Annotated in this window: 22 protein-coding genes and 2 tRNA genes; 11 read left to right on the forward strand and 13 right to left on the reverse strand. The window is 62.1% G+C overall.

Annotation, left to right across the window (positions count from 1 at the left end):
• A partial coding sequence (locus ET21_RS28025; RefSeq protein WP_162180697.1) for a hypothetical protein occupies nt 1–358 on the forward strand: 358 nt, incomplete at its 5' end.
• A gap of 11 nt (nt 359–369) precedes the next feature.
• On the opposite strand, the gene ET21_RS0109565 is transcribed toward ET21_RS28025, so the two are convergent.
• The 4 genes from ET21_RS0109565 to dapB form a co-directional block, all read right to left on the reverse strand.
• Nucleotides 370–446 (reverse strand) — tRNA-Arg (locus ET21_RS0109565).
• A gap of 363 nt (nt 447–809) precedes the next feature.
• Nucleotides 810–1,127, reverse strand: a complete 318-nt coding sequence (locus tag ET21_RS0109570; protein WP_223308119.1) for a hypothetical protein — start codon at nt 1,125–1,127, stop codon at nt 810–812.
• A 174-nt stretch (nt 1,128–1,301) separates the two neighbouring features.
• The gene (nth, locus tag ET21_RS0109575) at nt 1,302–1,973 is read right to left on the reverse strand and encodes an endonuclease III (protein ID WP_030539504.1); all 672 of its coding nucleotides are present in this window, start codon (nt 1,971–1,973) and stop codon (nt 1,302–1,304) included.
• Nucleotides 1,974–1,980: 7 nt separating this feature from the next.
• Nucleotides 1,981–2,745 (reverse strand): 4-hydroxy-tetrahydrodipicolinate reductase, encoded by a 765-nt coding sequence (dapB, locus tag ET21_RS0109580; RefSeq protein WP_021239247.1) that lies wholly within the window; start codon nt 2,743–2,745, stop codon nt 1,981–1,983.
• A 114-nt stretch (nt 2,746–2,859) separates the two neighbouring features.
• Here dapB and ET21_RS0109585 point away from each other — a divergent pair, with 114 nt between their 5' ends.
• Nucleotides 2,860–3,558 (forward strand): NAD-dependent deacylase, encoded by a 699-nt coding sequence (locus ET21_RS0109585; protein ID WP_030539505.1) that lies wholly within the window; start codon nt 2,860–2,862, stop codon nt 3,556–3,558.
• Nucleotides 3,559–3,586: 28 nt separating this feature from the next.
• Here ET21_RS0109585 and ET21_RS0109590 read toward each other — a convergent pair whose 3' ends face one another.
• From ET21_RS0109590 to ET21_RS0109600, 3 genes are all read right to left on the reverse strand, one after another.
• Nucleotides 3,587–4,615 (reverse strand): FecR family protein, encoded by a 1,029-nt coding sequence (locus tag ET21_RS0109590; RefSeq protein WP_030539506.1) that lies wholly within the window; start codon nt 4,613–4,615, stop codon nt 3,587–3,589.
• Nucleotides 4,539–5,138, reverse strand: coding sequence for an RNA polymerase sigma factor (locus tag ET21_RS0109595; RefSeq protein ID WP_030539507.1), 600 nt, complete (start codon nt 5,136–5,138; stop codon nt 4,539–4,541). Before ET21_RS0109595 ends, ET21_RS0109590 begins: the two co-directional genes overlap by 77 nt.
• Before the next feature lie 160 nt (nt 5,139–5,298).
• A complete protein-coding gene (locus ET21_RS0109600; RefSeq protein ID WP_021239243.1) occupies nt 5,299–5,490 on the reverse strand; it encodes a hypothetical protein in 192 nt (63 codons plus the stop codon).
• A 115-nt stretch (nt 5,491–5,605) separates the two neighbouring features.
• Between ET21_RS0109600 and ET21_RS0109605 the strand changes: the two genes are divergently transcribed.
• From ET21_RS0109605 to clpX, 5 genes are all read left to right on the forward strand, one after another.
• Nucleotides 5,606–5,690: transfer RNA gene (locus ET21_RS0109605), tRNA-Leu, on the forward strand.
• Nucleotides 5,691–5,758: 68 nt separating this feature from the next.
• Entirely contained in the window at nt 5,759–7,360 is a 1,602-nt protein-coding gene (tig, locus tag ET21_RS0109610) for a trigger factor (RefSeq protein ID WP_030539508.1), read from the forward strand.
• Nucleotides 7,361–7,585: 225 nt separating this feature from the next.
• On the forward strand, nt 7,586–8,563 hold the full coding sequence (locus ET21_RS0109615; RefSeq protein ID WP_030539509.1) for a glycosyltransferase family 2 protein: 978 nt from the start codon (nt 7,586–7,588) through the stop codon (nt 8,561–8,563).
• A 90-nt stretch (nt 8,564–8,653) separates the two neighbouring features.
• On the forward strand, nt 8,654–9,289 hold the full coding sequence (gene clpP / locus ET21_RS0109620) for an ATP-dependent Clp endopeptidase proteolytic subunit ClpP (protein ID WP_021239240.1): 636 nt from the start codon (nt 8,654–8,656) through the stop codon (nt 9,287–9,289).
• 132 nt (nt 9,290–9,421) lie between these two features.
• Complete coding sequence (gene clpX, locus ET21_RS0109625) at nt 9,422–10,690, forward strand: ATP-dependent Clp protease ATP-binding subunit ClpX (RefSeq protein ID WP_021239239.1); 1,269 nt, start codon at nt 9,422–9,424, stop codon at nt 10,688–10,690.
• Between the two features lie 749 nt (nt 10,691–11,439).
• Here clpX and mtgA read toward each other — a convergent pair.
• From mtgA to ET21_RS0109645, 3 genes are all read right to left on the reverse strand, one after another.
• Nucleotides 11,440–12,135 (reverse strand): monofunctional biosynthetic peptidoglycan transglycosylase, encoded by a 696-nt coding sequence (gene mtgA / locus ET21_RS0109635; RefSeq protein ID WP_030539511.1) that lies wholly within the window; start codon nt 12,133–12,135, stop codon nt 11,440–11,442.
• A 141-nt stretch (nt 12,136–12,276) separates the two neighbouring features.
• Nucleotides 12,277–13,188: an RNA polymerase sigma factor RpoH gene (rpoH, locus tag ET21_RS0109640; protein WP_021239236.1), complete on the reverse strand. Its 912-nt coding sequence runs from the start codon at nt 13,186–13,188 to the stop codon at nt 12,277–12,279.
• Between the two features lie 77 nt (nt 13,189–13,265).
• Nucleotides 13,266–14,216 carry an RluA family pseudouridine synthase gene (locus tag ET21_RS0109645; protein WP_030539512.1) on the reverse strand — a complete coding sequence of 317 codons (951 nt, stop codon included), beginning with the start codon at nt 14,214–14,216 and terminating at the stop codon, nt 13,266–13,268.
• A 17-nt stretch (nt 14,217–14,233) separates the two neighbouring features.
• On the opposite strand from ET21_RS0109645, the gene ET21_RS0109650 reads away from it, so the two are divergent.
• Both ET21_RS0109650 and ET21_RS0109655 read left to right on the forward strand, forming a co-directional pair.
• Nucleotides 14,234–14,635: a Mov34/MPN/PAD-1 family protein gene (locus ET21_RS0109650; protein WP_030539513.1), complete on the forward strand. Its 402-nt coding sequence runs from the start codon at nt 14,234–14,236 to the stop codon at nt 14,633–14,635.
• Nucleotides 14,636–14,732: 97 nt separating this feature from the next.
• Nucleotides 14,733–15,386 (forward strand): histidine phosphotransferase family protein, encoded by a 654-nt coding sequence (locus tag ET21_RS0109655; protein ID WP_021239233.1) that lies wholly within the window; start codon nt 14,733–14,735, stop codon nt 15,384–15,386.
• 298 nt (nt 15,387–15,684) lie between these two features.
• Here the strand turns inward: ET21_RS0109655 and glnA are convergent, their stop codons facing one another.
• From glnA to map, 3 genes are all read right to left on the reverse strand, one after another.
• On the reverse strand, nt 15,685–17,097 hold the full coding sequence (gene glnA / locus ET21_RS0109660) for a type I glutamate--ammonia ligase (protein ID WP_030539514.1): 1,413 nt from the start codon (nt 17,095–17,097) through the stop codon (nt 15,685–15,687).
• A gap of 99 nt (nt 17,098–17,196) precedes the next feature.
• Nucleotides 17,197–17,535, reverse strand: coding sequence for a P-II family nitrogen regulator (locus tag ET21_RS0109665; RefSeq protein ID WP_021239231.1), 339 nt, complete (start codon nt 17,533–17,535; stop codon nt 17,197–17,199).
• Nucleotides 17,536–17,767: 232 nt separating this feature from the next.
• The gene (map, locus tag ET21_RS0109670; RefSeq protein WP_030539515.1) at nt 17,768–18,598 is read right to left on the reverse strand and encodes a type I methionyl aminopeptidase; all 831 of its coding nucleotides are present in this window, start codon (nt 18,596–18,598) and stop codon (nt 17,768–17,770) included.
• 91 nt (nt 18,599–18,689) lie between these two features.
• On the opposite strand from map, the gene ET21_RS0109675 reads away from it, so the two are divergent.
• Both ET21_RS0109675 and ET21_RS0109685 read left to right on the forward strand, forming a co-directional pair.
• Nucleotides 18,690–19,451 carry a molybdopterin-binding protein gene (locus ET21_RS0109675; protein WP_021239229.1) on the forward strand — a complete coding sequence of 254 codons (762 nt, stop codon included), beginning with the start codon at nt 18,690–18,692 and terminating at the stop codon, nt 19,449–19,451.
• A gap of 291 nt (nt 19,452–19,742) precedes the next feature.
• Complete coding sequence (locus ET21_RS0109685; RefSeq protein WP_030539516.1) at nt 19,743–21,086, forward strand: UDP-glucose/GDP-mannose dehydrogenase family protein; 1,344 nt, start codon at nt 19,743–19,745, stop codon at nt 21,084–21,086.
• The last annotated feature ends 213 nt before the right edge of the window (nt 21,087–21,299 follow it).

Consider the following 21,299-nt stretch of genomic DNA (forward strand, 5'->3'; position numbering starts at 1 on the left):
CTCCTTAAATCACAACCTCAAATCTGCGCCATTGGTGCTGACGGCGGACACGCTGCTCGAGCCTTGGCTTACAGATCGCATCTCCGCCGGAGAACGGGCACCCGTTATCGAACAGTGTCAGGCCTGTCAGGCCACGATCGTTCTGAAAGTGCAGATTGGCAGTGGCTTTACCGTCACCGGGGTAAGCTTTGCCGACGCCATCGATATCACTGGTACGGTATGGCGGCCAATCGTCGGACCGGACAGCATCGGCACGATAAGCGCCGTCTGGCTTGATACCAATCCCAAACGCGCAGCCCTGCATCTGCTCGGCATCGCCAGAAATATGGCGGTCGAACTGGAGCAAAGATCAAGTTGAAGAAAAATGGGTGGCGCACCCGACAGGATTCGAACCTGTGACCTTCGGCTTCGGAGGCCGACACTCTATCCAGCTGAGCTACGGGTGCATCTGTGTTCAGATAGGGTTCGAGACCGAACTGGGTCAATCACGAATCCGACTTCGAATCGACGATACCGGACTAGGCTAAAAAGCTCTGCCGATTGTCGCCGCTCGTTCTCTACAGCCTCCTTCAGTTTGCTTCCGTGATGCTTCCGTGACCACGGAAGCGGTTTTTGCGCTTCCTTCGAGCATCACCAAGATATTGGTTTTGCTCAATTTTCTTACCTAGCACCCACAACCCACTTGACTTAGCCTTGCCTTCGGAGGGCAACGCTCTATCCAGCTGAGCTATGGGTGCGTGTCGCTGGTGCGAAGCGCCGCTTAGCAAAGCATATCCTCCGGCGCCAGCACCAAATCACGGCACGAGCCTCTATTTCGCGGCTTTCGCCATCGGCTGGAACATGCCGAGGCCGCAACTTGCGCCCGGATTGAGGTTCGGCGAATTGTAAAGCACGGTGATGATGTCCACCGAACAAAGCTGCGACAGGCTGGTCTTGTAGAGGAAGCGCCTTTCCGATCCCAGCCCCGGACAGCTGTTCGGCAGGGTGTTTCGATAGACTTTGTTGCCGTTCATGATGAAATCGATGGTCCGGTTGTCGCGAACCTCCGTGCTGCGGATCGATTGCAAGTTCACGCAACTCACGGGCTTGCCGGACGGCACGAGATTGTCGGCCTTCGATTTGGCCATGGCGGCCGGGGCCGTGCAGGCGAGCGCCAGTGCGAGCGCAAAGCCCGTTGCAGGCGTGGAGAAGGGCGAAGTCATGCGTGTCTCTCCTCACATTGTAAGTCATGGCCACAGGAATCGACCATTTCGCGGCTGTTTACCACAGTCTGGCTGAACGGCATGATAATGGGAAAGGTTTCACCCTGCCGAAGCGGCAGCGGTTGCTTTTTGCGGAGGAGGGGGAGTCTTCGGCTTATAGCGGCAAAGATCCACCACGATGCAGCGCCAGCATTCAGGACGGCGGGCCTTGCAGACATAGCGGCCGTGCAGGATCAGCCAATGGTGCGCGTCGCGGCGGAACGGGCCGGGGACGCGCTTTTCCAGCTTCTGCTCGACGGCCAGCGGCGTCCTTCCGGGTGCGAGGCCGGTGCGATTGCCCACCCGGAAGATATGGGTGTCGACGGCGAAGGTTTCCTGTCCGAAGGCGGTGTTCATCACCACATTGGCCGTCTTGCGCCCGACGCCGGGCAAGGTCGTCAGCACATCCCTGTCCTGCGGCACCTTGCCGTCGAAGTCGCGGACCAATATCTCCGACAGGGCAATCACATTCTTCGCCTTGGCGTTATAGAGGCCGATCGTCTTGATATGCGCCTTCAGCCCTTCCTCGCCCAGCGCCACCATCTGCGCAGGCGTTTCGACCTCGCGGAAGAGAGCGCGCGTGGCCTTGTTCACGCCGATGTCGGTCGCCTGGGCGGAGAGCACGACCGCGACGAGAAGCTGATAATCATTGCCATATTCCAGTTCCGTCCGGGGCGCGGGATTCGCCTCGGCCAGACGGCTGAAAAAGTCGAATATCTGATCCCGGTTCATCTGAACGTCAAAGGCCCAGAACGCCCTTCATGTCGTAGCGCCCGGCGGGTTGCCCAAGCAGCCAGCTTGCGCCCCTGACCGCGCCGCGCGCGAAGATGACGCGGCTTTCGGCGCGGTGGCCAAGTTCGATCCGTTCCCCTTCGGTTGCGAAGATCACCTGATGATCGCCCGCAACCGATCCTCCCCGCAGAGCGGCGAAACCGATTGCACCCTGGACACGCGCGCCCGTGATGCCGTCGCGGCCGCGCGCGCTATGGTCAGCCAGCGATATTCCCCGTCCGCGCGCGGCGGCTTCGCCCAGCAGCAGCGCCGTGCCGGAAGGTGCGTCCACCTTGTGGCGATGGTGCATCTCGACAATCTCGATATCCCAATCGTCGCCCAGCCGCGCCGCAGCCTGCTCCACAAGGGCGGAAAGGATGTTGACGCCGAGCGAAGTGTTTCCTGTCTGGAGAACCGCGATCGACTTAGCGGCTTTGTCGATCAGGGCGTGATGCTGTGTTTCCAATCCCGTTGTGCCCACCAGCACCGGCTTGCCCGCCTGAATGCAGGCGTCGAGATGGGCGGCCAGGGCGGCCGGAACCGAAAAGTCGATCAGCACGTCGCTGCGCCGCGCCAGTTCGACAGGATCGGAGGTGATCACGATGCCGGGCGCGACTTCGCCGCTGCCGGGCCGATCGGTGCCCCCGCTGATGTCCAGCCCCGCGTCCAGCGCGACCTGTGCGATCGCCCGGCCCATGCGGCCCGCTGCCCCGAAAATGCCAATCTTCGCCATGTTTCAATTGCTGCCCGTGATGATCTTGACCGTCCGATGCCAGACCCGGCATGCTTTGTCATCTGCAAGCTGGCTTCGCGTCCGCAGGACAATCGGGCGCGCATGAGGAACGCCATGGATGATATTCGCAACATCGTGATCCTGACCGGCGCAGGCATCTCCGCCGAGAGTGGGCTTGCGACCTTCCGGGGGCCTGACGGCTTGTGGGAAGGGCATCGCGTTGAAGATGTGTGCACGCCAGAGGCACTGGCGCGCAATGCCGCGCTGGTGCACCGCTTCTATGATGAGCGGCGCGCCAAGCTGGAGGAGGTAGCCCCCAATGCTGCGCATGAGGCGCTGGCGGCATTGGACCGGCAGTGGCCGGGCGAGTTGCTGATCGTGACGCAGAATGTCGATGATCTGCACGAGCGGGCGGGTGCGAGGCGGGTCATTCACATGCATGGCGAACTGCGATCGGCCCTTTGCGCCCACTGCGGGAAAGCAACCGGCTGGCCGGGCCCGTTGCCGCCAGGAACGCGATGCGAGGGATGTGGTGAGCCAAGTCTGAGGCCTGACATCGTCTTTTTCGGTGAAATGCCTTACCAGATGGATGCCATTGATGATGCGCTGGGCCGGGCCGACCTGTTCCTGTCCATCGGTACATCGGGCGCGGTATATCCCGCCGCCGGATTTGTGCAGACCGCTCGCCACTATGGCGCCCGGACGATCGAGCTTAATCTGGAGCCGTCGGCGGGCAGCTTTTACTTTCATGAAAGCCGGATCGGGAAGGCCAGCGAACTGGTCCCGGAATTCGTTCGCGGCTTGCTGAGCTAAGCTTTATCCCGTTCGGGCCAACAAGGCCCTAGGCAGGGGTGGGCGCGGGCTTCGCCTGTTCAGGCTCGTCCCGATAGAGCAGCATCACTGATCCATCTTCTCCATCCACCACGCGCACGGGAAGCCTTCCTTGCATCTGGGCGAGGAAGCCGTGGCTGTCGTTCGTGCGGAAATGGCCACTGATACGCAGCGAAGAGGCGCGCATATCGCCAATCAGGATCGGCGCGACGCGGTAGCGATTAAACTCTCCCGCGGCTTGTTCGACCGTTTCGCCGTTAAGGACGATCATCCCATGACGCCAGGCGGTGCGCTGCGAGATCATGTCCGGGTCAAGCCGCGTCAGCACGATGTTGCGCGGCTGGAGGACGGCGCCGTTCCCGGCCGCGACGCGCTGAGCCGCCTTGTCGCCGCAGCGGACGGTAATCGCGCCGCGCGTGACGGTCAGTTCGATAAGCGATGGCCGCAGCCGGACGTTGAACACCGTTCCGACAGCGCGGACGACCGCCGAACGGGCTTCGACCTCAAAAGGGCGGTCCTTGTCATGCGCCACCTGGAAAGACGCTTCGCCCTTGATCAGCCGGACCTTGCGGCCATTGTCCGTGTAGCGCACCTCGGCTTCGCTGTCGCTGTTGAGATGGAGCGCCGATCCGTCGCTGAGGGCGACATTCCGAATCTCGCCCACTGCGGTCTTGTACCGGTCGACATCATTGAAGGTGCGCAGCGTCACGATCGCGGCGATGATGAAAAGCGTTACGGCCAGTGCCGCCGCGATGATGATATTGCGGGAAAGCCGCCGCTGCTGCTCCTCGCTGACCATTTCGGTCAATGGAGGCAGTTGAACGTCCGCTGCGGCGCATTTCAGCCTTTCCGCCGCTTCCCAGGCAGCCTCTGCCTGGGCGAACGCTACGGCGTGGCGCGGATCGGCTTCGACCCAGGCATAGAGTTCGGCTTCGTTCTGCGGAGTGGGATCGCTGCTGAGCTTAGCCAGCAGGCGCGCGGCTTCCGCTTCGATCGCTGTCCTGCTTCCGCAGCTTGAACCTGGTCCCGACGCCTGCACGCTCGAAATCCGTTTCCTCACGTTCCGCCCAGGCCCGCATAACTATCCCGATTGCTTTGGCCAGATGTTTTTCAACTGTAGAAACGGACAGGGACATCTCCGCCGCTATTTCCAGCATCGATCTTTCGTGGATACGGCGGAGGATGAAGACCCTGCGGCACTGCGGCGGAAGCGAGTCGACAATGGCTTCGACCTGGCGCAGCGCTTCGCGGGCGTGAAGCTGCGCTTCGACATTATTGTCGCCCTGCAACAGTTCCAGGTCGGCGATCGTTTCGAAGCTGACCACCTTGTTCCGGCGGGCGGCGTCGATCACCAGGTTGCGCGCTATCGTAAAAAGATAGGCGCGCCCTGTGGTGACATTTTCCCAGTTTTCCGTGGCATAGGCGCGGGTCAATACCTCCGCGACCATGTCATCGAGTTCGTGGGTAGAGGGAAGTATCCGCCTCAACCGTCCTCTAAGGGCGGCCTCCTGCGGTAGGATGACAGTCTTGAACCAGTCCAGTTTGGCGCGAACATGATGCACGTTGACCCCCTTGATGTCAGCCGCGCCTCTCCCGTTTTCATATGTTTGTCATAGTACAATCATGCCTGCATGGACCTGTCCAGCGCTGGAAGGTGAATAAGGACTAACCAGCGAAAAAAACTTTGCACTGTTGCAGAAAAACTGTGGATGAATGCGCGCCTCAATCCGGTGGAAGCTCGGGAATGGAGCGATCGGGCTGATCGTAATCAGGCCGGTTCGGGACAAAACCGGGCGGTTCGCCGCCGGGAGTCTCATCCGGCGTTGACGGCGGCGGCGCTTCGGGGGGCGATTGCGGCTCGATCGTATCCGGCGGGGGAATGTCGATCGGTTCCGGCGTGGGCTGAGTGGCCATCTGTCTCTCCTTCGGGATGGCTACGCGCGGGCCGCGGGCGGGTTCCCCGCCACTTATCCACAATTGCTTGCCTCGCCGGATGCTTTTCTCTATGCCGCGCCGACCGGCGGCCGATGCGGGCGTGGCGAAACTGGTAGACGCGCCAGATTTAGGTTCTGGTATCGCAAGATGTGGGGGTTCGAGTCCCTTCGCCCGCACCAGAGCGCCAGGCCTTGCGTCATAGCAGGCGCCATCTGAATTCAGCTGAAGAAAGCGTTTGAGAGAAGAGATGCAGACTGTCGAGACGTTGAACGAAGGCCTGAAGCGCGCCTACACCGTGACCATCACGTCGAAGGACATCGACGCCCGCGTCGAAAAGGAAGTCGCCGCCATCGCGCCGCAGGTCCGCATGCCCGGCTTCCGCCCCGGCAAGGTGCCCGCCAACCTCGTCAAGAAGATGCACGGCGAATCGCTCCAGCGCGACGCTCTCAACAGTTCGATCCAGGACAGCATCCAGAAGCTGATCGCCGACAACAAGCTGCGCCCGGCCATGCAGCCGTCGGTCGAGCTGGACGAAGGCTTCGAGTTCGGCAAGGACGCAGAGGTGAAGGTCGCGCTGGAAGTGCTGCCGGAAATCGCGGCGCCCAGCATCGAAGGCTTGAAGCTGGAACGGCTGACCGTCGAAGTGGCCGACGCTCAGGTCGATGAAGCCGCTGGCCGTATCGCCAGCCAGCAGGGCGCGCTGGAAGAATATCCTGCCTCGCACAAGGCGAAGGACGGCGACACGCTGACCATCGATTTCGTCGGCAAGATCGACGGCGAAGCCTTTGAAGGCGGTTCGGCCGAGGATGTGAAGCTCAAGATCGGTTCGGGTCAGTTCATCCCCGGTTTTGAGGAGCAGCTGACCGGCGTCAAGAAGGGCGATGAGAAGACGATCACCGTCACCTTCCCCGAAGATTATGGCGCGGCGCATCTTGCTGGCAAGGCCGCGACCTTCGACGTCACCGTCAAGGCCATACTGGACGCGGACAAGCCCAAGCTGGACGATGATTTCGCCAAGTCGCTTGGCCTTGAAGGTCTGGACAAGCTCAAGGAACTGCTGAAGGGGCAGATTGAGCAGGAACATAACGGCCTCACGCGCACCTATATGAAGCGCAAGCTGCTCGACCAGCTGGCTGCTGCTCATGATTTCGACGTGCCGCCGAGCATGGTCGAGGCCGAATTCAACCAGATCTGGGCGCAGCTTCAGCATGAAGCCAGCCATGAGGAAGATCCCGAAGCGGCCATCAAGGAGATGGAAGCGGAGAAGGAGGACTATCGCGCCATCGCCGTGCGCCGCGTCCGCCTGGGCCTGCTGCTTTCGGAAATCGGTCAGGCGAACGGCGTTACCGTTTCCGATCAGGAAATGAACCGCCTCATCATGCAGGCGGCGCAGCAGTACAGCCCGCAGGACCGCGAGCGGTTCGTCCAATATGTCCGTCAGGACCCGATGGCCGCCGCTCAGTTGCGTGCGCCCCTCTATGAGGACAAGGTCGTCGACTTCCTGTTCGAAAAGGCGGAGATCACTGACCGCGCTGTCAGCCGCGAAGAGCTGGAAGCCGCGATTGAGGCGGAAGATGGCGATCTGAAACCGCATGTCCACGGCCCCGGCTGCGGCCATGACCACGATCATGAGGAAAAGCCGAAGAAGAAGGCTGCTCCCAAGAAGAAGGCGGCTGAGGCTGAGGAAGCGCCTGCTGCTGAGGCTGCGGCGGAAACCCCTGCCAAGAAGGCTCCGGCGAAGAAGGCTGCTGCCAAGAAGGACGAAGCCGTGGCCGAAGATGCCGCTGCGGAGGATAAGCCCAAAGCCCGGAAGGCCCCTGCCAAGAAGGCTGCCGCCAAGGCTGAATAAGGCTGTCATTGCCTGAATGACGGGCGCCCGGCTTCGATGGAAGCGCGGGCGCTTTTCATTTTTGCCGTGCCATGGCAGACGAAATGTTAATCAGGCCCGTTCATGTGGTCTGGGGAGCGCCGCTGGGGGTATCGTGCTCTTAGCGAGGCTGGAGCCAGGATCAGGGCCCTGCCCGCAGGAGCGCCAGGTCGATTGAGGGCGCCGTTGGGGCGAGAGAGTTGGGTGATGAAGGAATTTCCGGCAGTGGCAGGCGCGCAGGGGACGGAAGGTCCGCGCATTGCCGTCATCCTGCCCTGCTATAATGAGGCAGGAGCGATCGTGCGGACGGTCGAGGATTTCCGCCGCGCCTTTCCCGCCGCCGATGTCTATGTTTTCGACAATAACAGCAGCGACGGCAGCCGCGAACTGGCCGCAGGAGCGGGTGCGATCGTCCGCCGCGTATCGCAGCAGGGGAAAGGGCACGTCGTCCGCCGTATGTTTGCGGATGTGGATGCCGACATCTATGTCATGGCGGATGGCGACGCGACCTATGAAGCCGCCGCCGCGCCGCGCATGGTGGCCGCTATGCTGGAGGATAATCTGGACATGGTGGTCGGCGCCCGCAAGAGCGAGGTGGAGGAAGCCTACCGGCGCGGGCATCGCTTCGGCAATTGGGCGCTGACCAGCCTGTTGAAGCAACTGTTCGGCCGCAGCTTCACCGATATCCTTTCCGGCTATCGCGTCTTTTCCCGCCGCTTCGTGAAAAGCTTTCCGGTGCTGTCGGCGGGTTTCGAGATCGAAACGGAGATCAGCGTCCATGCGCTGGAGCTGTCCATGCCGGTCGCCGAGGTCATGACGGTCTATGGCGCGCGCCCTGAGGGCTCCGTCAGCAAGCTCAGCACTTATCGGGACGGCTGGCGAATCCTGCGGACCATCATCACCCTCTACCGCATCGAGCGGCCCGTCCTGTTCTTCGGGATCATAGCGGCGCTGCTCGCGGCGATGAGCCTTGCCCTGGCGGCGCCGCTCATCCTCACCTATATGGAAACGGGCCTGGTCCCCAGATTTCCCACGGCGATCCTGGTGACTGGCCTCATGATCCTGGCGACCCTGTCGGCGATGTGCGGCCTTATCCTCGATACCGTGGTTCGCGGGCGGCGGGAGGTGCGGCGGCTTGCCTATCTGGGTTTCCGCGCGCCGTCCGATTTCGCCCGCCGCGACTGAAGCCGCCGCCTGTTCACGCGACCCCTTGAACCGCCCGGCTTTTGTGCCGATGTAGTGTTCGGGCAAAAGCACCTTAGCTGAAAGAGCAAAATGACCGATATCATGTCTGATCCCATGGCCGCGCTGGTCCCCATCGTCATCGAGCAGTCGAATCGGGGGGAACGCAGCTTCGACATCTATTCGCGCCTGCTGCGTGAGCGGATCATCTTCGTGACCGGCCAGGTTGAGGATCATATGGCGTCGCTGATCGTCGCCCAGCTGCTGTTCCTTGAGTCGGAAAATCCGAAGAAGGATATCTGGATGTACATCAACTCGCCTGGCGGGGTCGTGACGTCCGGCATGGCGATTCACGACACCATGAAATATATCCGCCCGCAGGTGGGCACCGTTTGCATAGGGCAGGCGGCGTCGATGGGCAGCTTCCTTCTGGCGGCTGGCGAACCGGGCAAGCGCATCGCGCTGTCCAACGCCCGCATCATGATCCACCAGCCTTCGGGCGGTGCGCAGGGCATGGCGAGCGACATCGAAATCCAGGCGAAGGAAATCCTGCGCATCCGCCAGCGGCTGAATGCCCTCTATGCGACCTATACGGGCCGCCCGCTGGAGGAAATCGAGCGGGCGATGGACCGCGACACCTTCCTTGAGGCGGAGGAGGCGAAAGCCTTCGGCCTGGTGGACGAGGTATTCGACCGGCGGCCGGCATTGCCGGACACGACGGAAAGTTGACATGGATCTTAATCGCGCGCGCCGTTTTCTCCTATTGTGAAACCGGCGTGACGCGGTCTAGGATGATCCTAGGACCAGAACATCCCTCGCCCGGAGCGGTGGTCGCAAAGGGCAGGGAGGAAAGATTGGCGAATGACTAAGCTTACGGGCTCCGATTCCAAAAGCACGCTTTACTGCTCTTTCTGCGGCAAGTCGCAGCATGAGGTGCGGAAGCTGATCGCGGGGCCGACCGTGTTCATCTGCGATGAATGCGTGGAACTGTGCAACGACATCATCCGTGAGGAGACCAAGGGCGGTCTCGTCGGCAAGAAGGATGGCGGCGTACCCACTCCGCAGGAAATCTGCGATGTGCTGGACGATTATGTGATCGGCCAGAACCGGGCGAAGCGTGTCCTGTCCGTTGCCGTGCACAACCATTACAAGCGCCTCAACCACGGCACCAAGCCGGGCGAGGTTGAACTGGCCAAGTCCAACATCCTGCTTGTCGGGCCGACCGGCTGCGGCAAGACGCTGCTGGCGCAGACGCTGGCGAAGACGTTCGACGTGCCTTTCACCATGGCCGATGCGACGACGCTGACCGAAGCGGGTTATGTCGGTGAGGACGTGGAGAACATCATCCTCAAGCTGCTCCAGGCGTCCGACTATAATGTCGAGAAGGCGCAGCGGGGCATCGTCTATATCGACGAGATCGACAAGATCAGCCGTAAGGCGGAAAACCCCTCGATCACGCGCGATGTGTCGGGTGAAGGCGTGCAGCAGGCGCTGCTCAAGCTGATGGAGGGGACGACCGCGTCGGTTCCTCCGCAGGGTGGACGCAAGCATCCGCAGCAAGAGTTCCTGCAAGTCGATACGACCAACATCCTCTTCATCTGCGGCGGCGCTTTCGCGGGTCTGGAAAAGATCATCGGCGACCGTCTGGAAGCCAAGTCGATCGGCTTCGGCGCCCATGTCGCCGCGCCGGAGGAGCGGAAGACGGGCGAACTGCTGCGTCAGAGCGAGCCGGAAGACCTGTTGAAATTCGGCCTGATCCCCGAATTCGTCGGCCGTCTGCCGGTGATCGCGACACTGGAGGATCTGGACGTGGCCGCTCTGGTCAAGATCCTGGTCGAACCGAAGAACGCGCTGGTGAAGCAATATGCCAAGCTGTTCGACATGGAAAATGTCGAACTTAGCTTCACGGATGATGCCCTGACCGCGATCGCGAAGAAAGCCATCGAGCGCAAGACCGGCGCGCGTGGGCTTCGGTCGATCCTCGAATCGATCCTGCTCGACACGATGTTTGACCTGCCGTCCATGGAAGGCGTGGGCGAGGTCGTTGTGGACAAGGATGTCGTCGCCGGGACCAAGGAACCGATCCGGGTATTCAGCGAAAAGGACAAGCGCGCCGAAGACGCGGCTTGAGGAGACTCGCTGCTATGAAAGGCTCGCCGGGTAACTGCGGCGGGCCTTTTTTGATGGAGCGAGGCAGGGCGTTATGATCTAGCTTTGGATTGTAGCTGTTGGCTAATCGCAAAGGTTAAGATGCTTGTGCTAAATGCATATATGTAAGTGATGGCAGGAACCGGCCATTTATTGCCCTTCCCGGCCCTGCTGCCGCCTACCGCTAACGGACTTTCCCGAAAGAAGTCAGCTAGCGTTATCCTGCCATCTGTGGCAGGATTGAACCATGTGGAGCCTCACTCAGAAAGTCACTTTCGACCCAAGAAGCGGTAGGCCCGAAGCTCCTATGTATTGGCGGTTGACCACTTTCTGCGTGATCGCCGCTTGGGTCTTCGCGATCATTTTAACCAGCTACACTGCACTCGCCACCCGAGACGGCGCACCTGCGTTGGCTTTGATTTGCGCGACAATCGCCGTTGCGTTCTTGTGATTGTCTACCTACGCAAAGTTCAAATACAGAGACAACAGCGGGAATTTGAGCGCTTGGTCGCTGAGTACGAAAAAGCGGTTTCGCAGCCTACATTTTGAAGACGGTTAGCGTCTGACAACTGAATAATGGGCCTGGAATCTGGCTGTTGCGTTTCCACCCATCTTTGTCGTCCCCGCGCAGGCGCGGACCCATGTCGCTTTCGGCAATCCAGTCGCATGCGCGGGGAGGACGAGATTTTGAACCGGTAGCGCCTGCTATCCGAACATGGTTACTCCGCACATCACTTCAAACAGCTATCCAGCCCATCCCGCTGCACCACACCGATGCGGCTGATGATGCTATTTCCGTAGCGGCGGGTAAAACCGCGCGGAGCGATGGCGGCGCGCTTCTTGGGAAGCGGAAGGATGGCGGCGATGCGGGCTGCTTCCGCGCGGGTGAGCTTGCCTGCGCCGTGGTGGAAATAGCGCATCGCTCCGGCCTGAACGCCATAGGTGCCGATGCCGGTTTCGGCGACATTGAGGTAGACTTCCATGATCCGCCGCTTGCCCCAGATGGCTTCGATCAACATGGTGAACCATGCTTCGAACCCCTTGCGGATGAAGCCGCCGCCCTGGAATAGGAACACGTTCTTCGCGGTCTGCTGGCTGATCGTAGATCCACCGCGTATGCGTCCGCCGCTGGCGTTGTGGCGCATCGCCTGCGCGATGGCGACGGCGTCGAAGCCATGATGGCTGCAAAAGCGGCTGTCCTCTGCCGCTATTGCGGCTCGCGGCATGTCGGGGTCGATCTCATCCAGGCTCATCCAGTCCTTGGTGATGCCATTGGGGTCCAGCAGCATGGTCAGCGTGACAGGCGGCGGCACGAAGCGATAGATGAGGACGAGCAGCAGCGAGAAAAGGACGAACGCGCCCAGTATCTTCAGGGGGATGCGAACCCAGCGGAAGGAGCGGCGGGGAGCGGCGGAACGAGCGGTCATGCGTCTGTGGTAGCGCGATCCTCACGCTGTTCAAGCTATCCTGCGTTCCGAGGGGTTGATCGACAAGGGCCGTTCTTTCCCTGACATAGACAAGGCCCCGGATCGCTCCGGGGCCTGCCTTTTCTGCTTCGTCTGTGGCCGTCAGGCGAGGGCGAGCCTCATCTTGCCCAGCCGGTCGCCCGCGATCCGCATCATCGCCTTTTGCAGCTTTTCGAAAGCGCGAACCTCGATCTGGCGAACCCGCTCGCGGGATACGCCATAGACCTGGCTCAGCTCCTCCAGCGTCTTGGGCTCCTCGGCGAGGCGGCGTTCAGCAAGGATGTGCTTTTCGCGATCGTTGAGATCATCCATCGCCTCGACCAGCATGTCGTGGCGCAGGGTCTTTTCCTGCTCGTCCGCGACGCGCTCATCCTGCAACGGATCGGTATCCGCCAGCCAATCCTGCCACTGGCCCTCGCCATCCTCGCGCATCGGTACGTTGAGCGAGGTATCCCCGCCCATCGCCATGCGGCGATTCATGGAGATCACATCCTCTTCGGTCACGCCGAGGTCGGTGGCGATCTTCTTGACGTCGTCGGGGTGAAGGTCGCCATCCTCGAACGCTTCGATATTGTTCTTCATCCGGCGAAGGTTGAAGAACAGCTTCTTCTGCGCCGCGGTGGTGCCCATCTTCACGAGGCTCCAGCTGCGGAGGATGAATTCCTGGATCGATGCGCGAATCCACCACATGGCATAAGTCGCCAGGCGGAAGCCGCGATCCGGCTCGAACTTCTTCACCCCTTGCATCAGGCCGATATTGCCTTCGCTGATCAGCTCGCTGACCGGCAGGCCGTAGCCGCGATAGCCCATGGCGATCTTGGCCACGAGGCGCAGGTGCGACGTCACGAGCTGCGCCGCCGCCTCAGGATCCTGATGTTCGGCATAACGCTTGGCGAGCATATATTCCTGCTCGGGCGTTAGGATCGGAAATTTGCGGATTTCCGAAAGATAGCGGTTGAGGCTGGCTTCACCGCCCAGCGCTGGAACCGCGGGGACATTGCTTTTATCAGCCATGTCGCTTCACCTTTCCCTTTCATGCGCGGTGGGACCCGTGAGTGGCATCCTGAGCACCGTCGCAAACTTGTCTAAACCTATACGTGGATCTGCCTTAACAGTTCCTGCATGTCGGTGGGCAGTGCACTGTCGAAGCTGAGTTTTTCCTCGGTCACCGGATGTATGAACCCCAGCCTTTTCGCGTGCAATGCCTGCCTTTTGAAACCCAGCGTTTCCAGTATTGATTTGAAACCTTTTCTGTCTCTACCGTAAACCGGGTCCCCGATCAAGGGGTGACCCAGATGCGCCATATGCACGCGCACCTGGTGGGTGCGGCCGGTTTCCAGCCTGCACTCCACCAGAGCCGCGCCGCGAAGCCGTTCGACCACGCGATAATGGGTTACGGCATGCTTGCCGCGTCCCTCGCGATGGACGGCCATTTTCTTCCGGTCGCTATCGGACCGGCCGATCCAGGTATCCACCGTGCCCGCCGCCGTTTGCGGTATGCCGTAGACGATCGCCGCATAGAGGCGGTCGATGCTATGGTCCTTGAACTGCTGCGCCAAGCCTTCATGCGCCTTGTCGGACTTGGCAACGACGAGGAGGCCGGAAGTATCCTTGTCGATGCGATGAACGATCCCCGGCCGCGCCACGCCGCCAATGCCCGACAACTGTCCCCGGCAATGGTGGAGGAGAGCGTTCACCAGAGTGCCGTCCAGATTGCCCGCAGCCGGGTGAACGACCAAGCCCGCGGGCTTATCGATCACGATCAGGTCCGCATCCTCATGCACGATGGAAAGAGGAATGTCCTGCGCCACGGCCTCCGCTTCGACGGGCGCGGGAAGGGTGATGGCGAAGGCCTGCCCGGCCGCGACCTTCAGCGAGGGGTTGAGGGACCGGCCGCCAGCGGTGACCTGTCCTTCCACGATCAATGCCTTGAGGCGCTCACGGGAGAGGCCGGGCAGCAGATCGGCCAGCGCCTTGTCGAGCCGCAAACCCTGCTGCGCTTCGCCGATCACCGCTTCAATGATGGAAACCCCCGAACCCATTGGTTAAGAATGTAGGAATGACGCTGTGTATTTCAAGGTCGTTGCTGGGCCGCATCGTCTCTCTGGCGGCGGCTGAGAAGGACGAGATTTGCGGCCTGTTGCTGGGGGGGGCGGGGCGGATTTCGGCGATACGGACCGCCGCCAATGTCGCCGCCGATCCGGCGATCCATTTCGAAATCGACCCGGCGGTTTTGATTGCCGCGCATCGTGAGGCGCGCGCGGGCGGCCCGGCTGTGATCGGACATTACCATTCCCACCCTAGCGGTTATCCGCTTCCATCGGCGACGGACATGGCGAGCGCCGTGCCGGATGGAAGCTATTGGATGATCGTCGCCGCGGGGGGCGCGCGCTTGTGGCGGGCGGAGCCGGGAGAGGCGGGCGGCGTACGGTTCGCGGCGGCCGCGCTCGATATCATGTGAGCGAAAGACGGCGGGCCGGGGTTGCATCGCGGGGCGGGGCAGCGCATTAGCCTTTCATTCCCTTCCTTCCATTCACTTCCCGGCGGCAGCGACCTTCATGACCAATCCGAGTGACAGCATCGAATTTGCCAGCCTGCTCTGTTCGCGCCTCTGCCATGACCTGTTGAGCCCGGTGGGCGCGCTCAACAACGGGCTGGAGTTGATGGCGGATGAAACCGACCCGGAAATGCGTCAGCGCTGCCTGGAATTGCTGGGCGATAGTGCGCGGACATCGGCCAACAAGCTGAAATTTTTCCGCCTGGCGTTCGGATCGGCGGGCGGTTTTGGCGACGCGGTGCCGACGCATGAGGCGCGTGTCGCGATAGAGGGCATGTTCGCGGCGTCCGGCCGGGTGAAGATAGGCTGGCTGGTGGACGAGGAGATGCTCGACAAGCTGCCGGTCAAGGTGCTGCTGAACCTGGCGCTGATCGCGGGCGATGCGCTGGTGCGCGGCGGGCAGCTCGACATCGGCGCAGAGAGGCGGCCGGGCGTGACGGAGATTGTCGTCCGTGCGGAAGGGCCCAAGCTGGTGCTCGATCCTGATCTGCGGTCTGCGCTGGCGGGGACCCTGCCGCCGGAGGGGCTGGCGTCGCGGACGTCGGCGGCCTGGATGGTGCGGGCGCTGGTGACGCAGGCGGGGGGCGAGATCGCGCTGTCGCCAGCGGGCGAGCCTGTGCTGCTGTTCGGAGCGTCGATCCCGGATCAGGGGTGACAGGGGCCGCCTGGCTCCCGGCTTTTTGGGTTACATAAGTGACACGACAGACCCGCGGAAAAGCGCGGGTTTTGGCGATTTTTCCTATTTTAAAGAGCCGGGGGGCGGAATAGCCTGACTCCGGGGAATAGGACAGCGTAAATTTTCGGCTGCTTTGGCTGGGGTGTAATCGTGACTGGGGTTGCGCATTTCCCCTCCACCGCCTTTGGCGGCCCCCCTCCCCATCCTGATGGGAAGGATAAAAAAGGGCCCGGCTGCTGGGGCGGCCGGGCCCTTTTTGCTGGCAGTCCTGATGAAATCAGGCGCTGTAATACATATCGAATTCGACCGGTGAGGGAGCCATTTCCCAGCGGTAGACTTCGGGCCACTTGAGTTCGAGATAGGCTTCGATCTGGTCCTTGGTGAACACGTCGCCCTTGAGCAGGAAGTCGTGGTCGGCGGCCAGCGAGTCGAGCGCTTCACGCAGCGAGCCGCAAACGGTCGGGACCTGGCTCAGTTCTTCGGGCGGCAGGTCGTAGAGATTCTTGTCCATCGCGGAACCCGGATGAATCTTGTTCTCAATGCCGTCGAGGCCGGCCATGAGCAGGGCGGCGTAGCAGAGATAGGGGTTGGCCATCGCGTCGGGGAAGCGGAATTCGACCCGCTTCGCCTTGGCGCCAGCGCCGTAGGGAATACGGCAGGAAGCCGAACGGTTGCGCGCCGAATAGGCCAGCAGAACGGGGGCCTCGAAGCCCGGCACCAGACGCTTGTAGCTGTTGGTGGTAGGGTTGGTGAAGGCGTTCAGGGCCTTGGCATGCTTGATGACGCCGCCGATGAAATAGAGGCACATATCCGACAGGCCGGCATAGCCTTCGCCCGCGAAGAGGGGCTTGCCGCCGTCCCAGATGGACATATGGGTGTGCATGCCCGAACCATTGTCCTGCGCGATCGGCTTGGGCATGAAGGTCGCGGTCTTGCCATAGGCCTGGGCGACCATCTGAACCACATACTTATAGATCTGCATGCGGTCGGCGGTCTGGACCAGCGTGCCGAAGGTCAGGCCGAGTTCGTGCTGGGCAGCGGCCACTTCATGGTGGTGCTTGTCGCAGGGCAGGCCCATTTCGAGCATGGTGGTGACCATTTCGGCGCGGATGTCGGTGGCCGGGTCGACCGGAGCGACCGGGAAATAGCCGCCCTTGGCGCGCGGACGGTGGGCGAGGTTGCCGCCTTCATATTCGCGGCCGGTGTTGGTCGGCAGTTCGATATCGTCGATCTTGTAGAAGGACTCGTTATAGTCCGAATTGAACCGGACATCGTCGAACATGAAGAATTCGGCTTCCGGCCCGACATAGACGGTGTCGCCGAAACCGGCCGACTTGACGAAGGATTCGGCGCGCTTCGCGGTCGAGCGCGGATCGCGGGCATAGAGTTCGCCGGTGTCCGGCTCAACGATGTCGCAGAAGAGGATCAGCATCGGGGTGGCGCTGAACGGATCGACATAGACGGCGTCGAGGTCGGGCTTGAGGATCATGTCCGATTCGTTGATCGCCTTCCAGCCTTCGATCGACGAACCGTCGAACATCAGGCCCTGCGTCAGCTCATCTTCGCCGAGAACGGACGCGACCATGGTCAGGTGCTGCCACTTGCCCTTGGGATCGGTGAAGCGCAGATCGACCCACTCGATCTCCTTGTCCTCAACCATCTTGAGGATGTCTTTTGGCGTGTTAGCCATGTGCAGTTTGCCCTTCTCTCTTGATACCCCCCCCGAAGGGGCAGTTGATGCATATGTCCGCACCGTCCGGTCAGGCGGCGCGGAAAAGTTCCGGAAAAGTCAGATGGCGTCGCTGTCGCGTTCGCCGGTGCGGATGCGCACGGCGCCTTCGATCGCGGTGATGAAGATCTTGCCATCGCCGATCCGGCCGGTCTGCGCGGCGGAGGAGATGGCTTCGACCACGCGGTCGGCCAGAGCGTCGTCCACCACCACTTCCAGCTTCACCTTGGGCAGGAAGTCGACGACATATTCAGCGCCGCGATAAAGCTCCGTATGACCCTTCTGCCGCCCGAAGCCCTTCGCTTCGGTCACGGTGATGCCGGACACGCCGACCTCATGCAGCGCTTCCTTCACTTCGTCGAGCTTGAACGGCTTGATGATCGCCTCGATCTTTTTCATCACTATATCCCAACCAAACGCGCGAATGGATGCGGTTGCCCGCTCGTTTCCGCCACCCCAGCGACGATCATCATGCCCCCGAGACACGCGTCGTCCCCTGAAACAATCAATTACCGTGCCAAATGGCGAATCGCCAGAACCCGCTTTCGGCGAAGCGGCAACCTTTGTCCATATTGCCCGGATTCCGGGCACTTTCGTCAAGCCCTGCCTGTTTTTTAGGCAGTGCTTGCGGTCAAAGCGCGTAGGGCGGCGCGTCCAGCCCGGCGGGGCTCCTGGTAAAGATCTCGCAGCCGGTTTCGGTGATGCCGATGCTATGTTCGAACTGTGCCGACAGGGTGCGGTCGCGCGTCACTGCGGTCCAACCATCCTCCAGCATCTTCACGCCGGGCTTGCCGATGTTGATCATCGGTTCGATGGTGAAGAACATGCCGGGCTTGAGTTCCGGGCCGGTGCCGGGCCGCCCGATATGGACCACCTCCGGGCTGTCGTGGAACACGCGGCCAAGGCCGTGGCCGCAAAAGTCGCGCACCACGCCATAGCGATGCTTTTCCGCATGGCGCTGAATCGCGTGGCCGATGTCGCCCAGATGGTTGCCGGGCTTCGCCTGCTCTATGCCCAGCATCAGGCATTCATAGGTGACCTCGACCAGGCGGCGCGCCTTGATGGAGGTTTCGCCCGCAATATACATGCGGCTGCTGTCGCCATGCCATCCGTCCACCAGGGGCGTGACGTCGATGTTCAATATGTCGCCTTCCCTGATCTTCTGATCGCCGGGAATGCCGTGGCAGATGACGTTGTTGAGCGAAATGCAGCAGCTATGCGTGTAGCCGCGATAGCCCAGCGTTGCGGGCACGCCGCCGCCGTCCAGCGTCATGCGGCGAACGATGTCGTCCAGTTCGCCCGTGGTGACGCCGGGCACGACATGCGGGACCAGCGCGTCCAATATTTCAGCGGCGAGGCGGCCCGCCTTGCGCATGCCGTCGAAACCGGCGGCGTCATAAAGCTTGATCGCGGTGGATCGGGAAATCGGCGCGTCGGCCGTCATCGTCATATATTCGGTCATGCTGCCGATTATAGGCAAGGACGCGCGATAATGCGAGTAGCGGTTCGATGGGTCCTAGGCAGGAAAGGCGGCGCGGGCTATTGCGGGGGCCATGACTGCCCCCGAACGCATCTGGACTGCCGCGCTGATCGTCATAGGCGATGAGATATTGTCGGGCCGAACGCAGGACCGGAACGTTTCCCAGATCGCGTCCTGGCTGAATGTGCAGGGCATCCGCCTGCGCGAGGTGCGTGTCATCGGCGATGATGACGAGGCGATCGTGGAGGCAGTGAACGCGTTGCGCGCCCGTTACGATTATCTGTTCACGACCGGCGGCATCGGCCCCACCCATGACGACATCACGGTGGACGCGATCGCCCGCGCGCTGGGCGTGGAGGTGGAGATCGACCCGCAGGCGCGCGCGATGCTGTCGGGCTATTATGAAACGCGGGGCGGCCTGACCGAAGCGCGGCTGCGCATGGCGCGGGTTCCGGCGGGCGCGAGCCTGATCGAAAACCGCATGTCGGGCGCGCCGGGCATCCGCCATGGCAATATCTTCATCATGGCGGGGGTGCCGCACATCACCGCCGGGATGCTGGACAGCCTGACCGGCACGCTGGAGGGCGGACGGCCGGTGCTGTCGGCGCAGATCGGCTGCTGGGTCGCCGAAAGCGAGATTGCCGACATATTGGCGGCGACCGAGCGGGCGCATGAAGGATGCCAGATCGGCAGCTATCCTTTCTTCCGCGAGGGGAAGACAGGCGCGAATTTCGTGGTCCGCTCCACCGATCCGCAGCTTCTGGAGCGCTGCGTCGCGGCGCTTTGCGAGGCGCTGGAGCAGGGCGGATGGCCGGTGGTTCCGGGCGGCATCTAAACTTCGCCGGAGGGCTTTTCCCTTAGGATACAGGCGGAAAGCGGCGGCGGGCGAGCGTCGATCCGCGCCCATATGTGCCGGGGGCGCGGCGGGCCGCGTTGATTTCGCGCGGCGTCCCGCATTATGCTGCGCTGCGTCACAGCCGGCTGGTTCCGGCACAGACACAGGGCTTCATCGCCGCAATCGACTTATTCCATGGCCGCATTGCCGCCTCCTGACTTTCAGGAGCCGGAATCGTGCGCCTTGAGCAGGCCGGACGGCGCGGAAGCGTTTGAGCAAGGAGAATTTCTGATGCGGATCGTTATGACGGGTTCCGGCTATGTGGGCCTGGTTTCCGGCGCGTGTCTCGCTGATTTTGGCCATGACGTGATCTGCGTCGACAAGGACGAGCGCAAGATCGCGCTGTTGCAGGATGGCGGCGTGCCGATCTACGAGCCGGGGCTGGCCGACCTGATCGCGCGCAACGTCAAGGGCGGGCGGCTGACCTTCACGACGGATCTGGCCGCGTCGGTCGCGCAGGCGGACGTGGTGTTCATCGCTGTGGGCACGCCCGCGCGCCGGGGCGATGGCCATGCGGACCTGAGCTATGTCTATGACGCCGCGCGGGAGATCGCTTCGGCGCTGACGGGCTTTACCGTGATCGTCACCAAATCGACGGTGCCGGTGGGCACGGGTGATGAGGTCGACCGGATCATCCGGGAAACGAACCCGGCCGCGCAGTTCGCCGTCGCATCCAACCCCGAATTCCTGCGCGAGGGCGCGGCGATCCAGGATTTCAAGCGCCCCGACCGCATCGTCATCGGGCTGGAGGATGAACGCGCGCGCCCGGTGATGGAGGAGGTCTACCGGCCGCTCTACCTCAATCAGGCGCCGATCCAGTTCACCGGGCGGCGGACGAGCGAGCTGATCAAATATGCCGCCAACGCATTCCTGGCGATGAAGATCACCTATATCAACGAGATGGCCGATCTGTGCGAGCAGGTGGGCGCCGACGTGCAGCAGGTGGCGCGGGGCATTGGCCTGGACAACCGTATCGGGTCCAAATTCCTGCATGCGGGGCCGGGCTATGGCGGGTCCTGCTTCCCCAAGGACACGCTGGCGCTGGTGAAGACGGCGGAGGATGCGGGCGCGCCCATCCGCCTGATCGAAACCACGGTCGCCATCAACGAAAGCCGCAAGCGGGCCATGGCGCGCAAGGTCGTGGCGGTGTGCAACGGGTCGGTGCGCGGCAAGACGATCGGCGTGCTGGGCCTGACCTTCAAGCCCAATACGGACGACATGCGCGACGCGCCGTCGCTGTCGATCATCCGCGCGCTTCAGGACGGGGGCGCCCAGGTGCGGGCCTATGATCCCGAAGGCATGGAGGCCGCGCAGCCGATGCTTCAGGATGTCACCTTCTGCGCCAACCCCTATGAGGCGGCGGAGGGAGCCGCGGCGGTCGTCATCGTGACCGAATGGGACGCCCTGCGCGCGCTGGACCTGCGCCGGTTGCGGGCGGTGATGGCGGGCGACGGGCTGGTCGACCTGCGCAACATCTACCGGCCCGACGTGGCCGAGGCGGCGGGCTTTTCCTATGTCAGCGTCGGACGCGGGGCGCTGCCCGAACCGGAGCTGCTGGTGCAAGCCGCGGAATAGTTCCCTGCGCGGCGAACGGGTCATCGCAAAATACGCACTTTTGCGACGACCCGTTCTTGACCGGAAGTTTTTGTTAATTCCCGTATAGGACCCTTAGGAGGTAATAAAACGGGGGTTGCACATCATGAATATCAGACTGACTGGCTCCATAGCTGGAGCCGGATTATCATTGCTATGCGTCGCTGCCGCAGGAGCGGCGACTTTGCTGAGCAG

It is taken from the genome of Sphingobium sp. DC-2, from assembly GCF_000722555.1.
GTDB classification, from domain to species: domain Bacteria; phylum Pseudomonadota; class Alphaproteobacteria; order Sphingomonadales; family Sphingomonadaceae; genus Sphingobium; species Sphingobium quisquiliarum.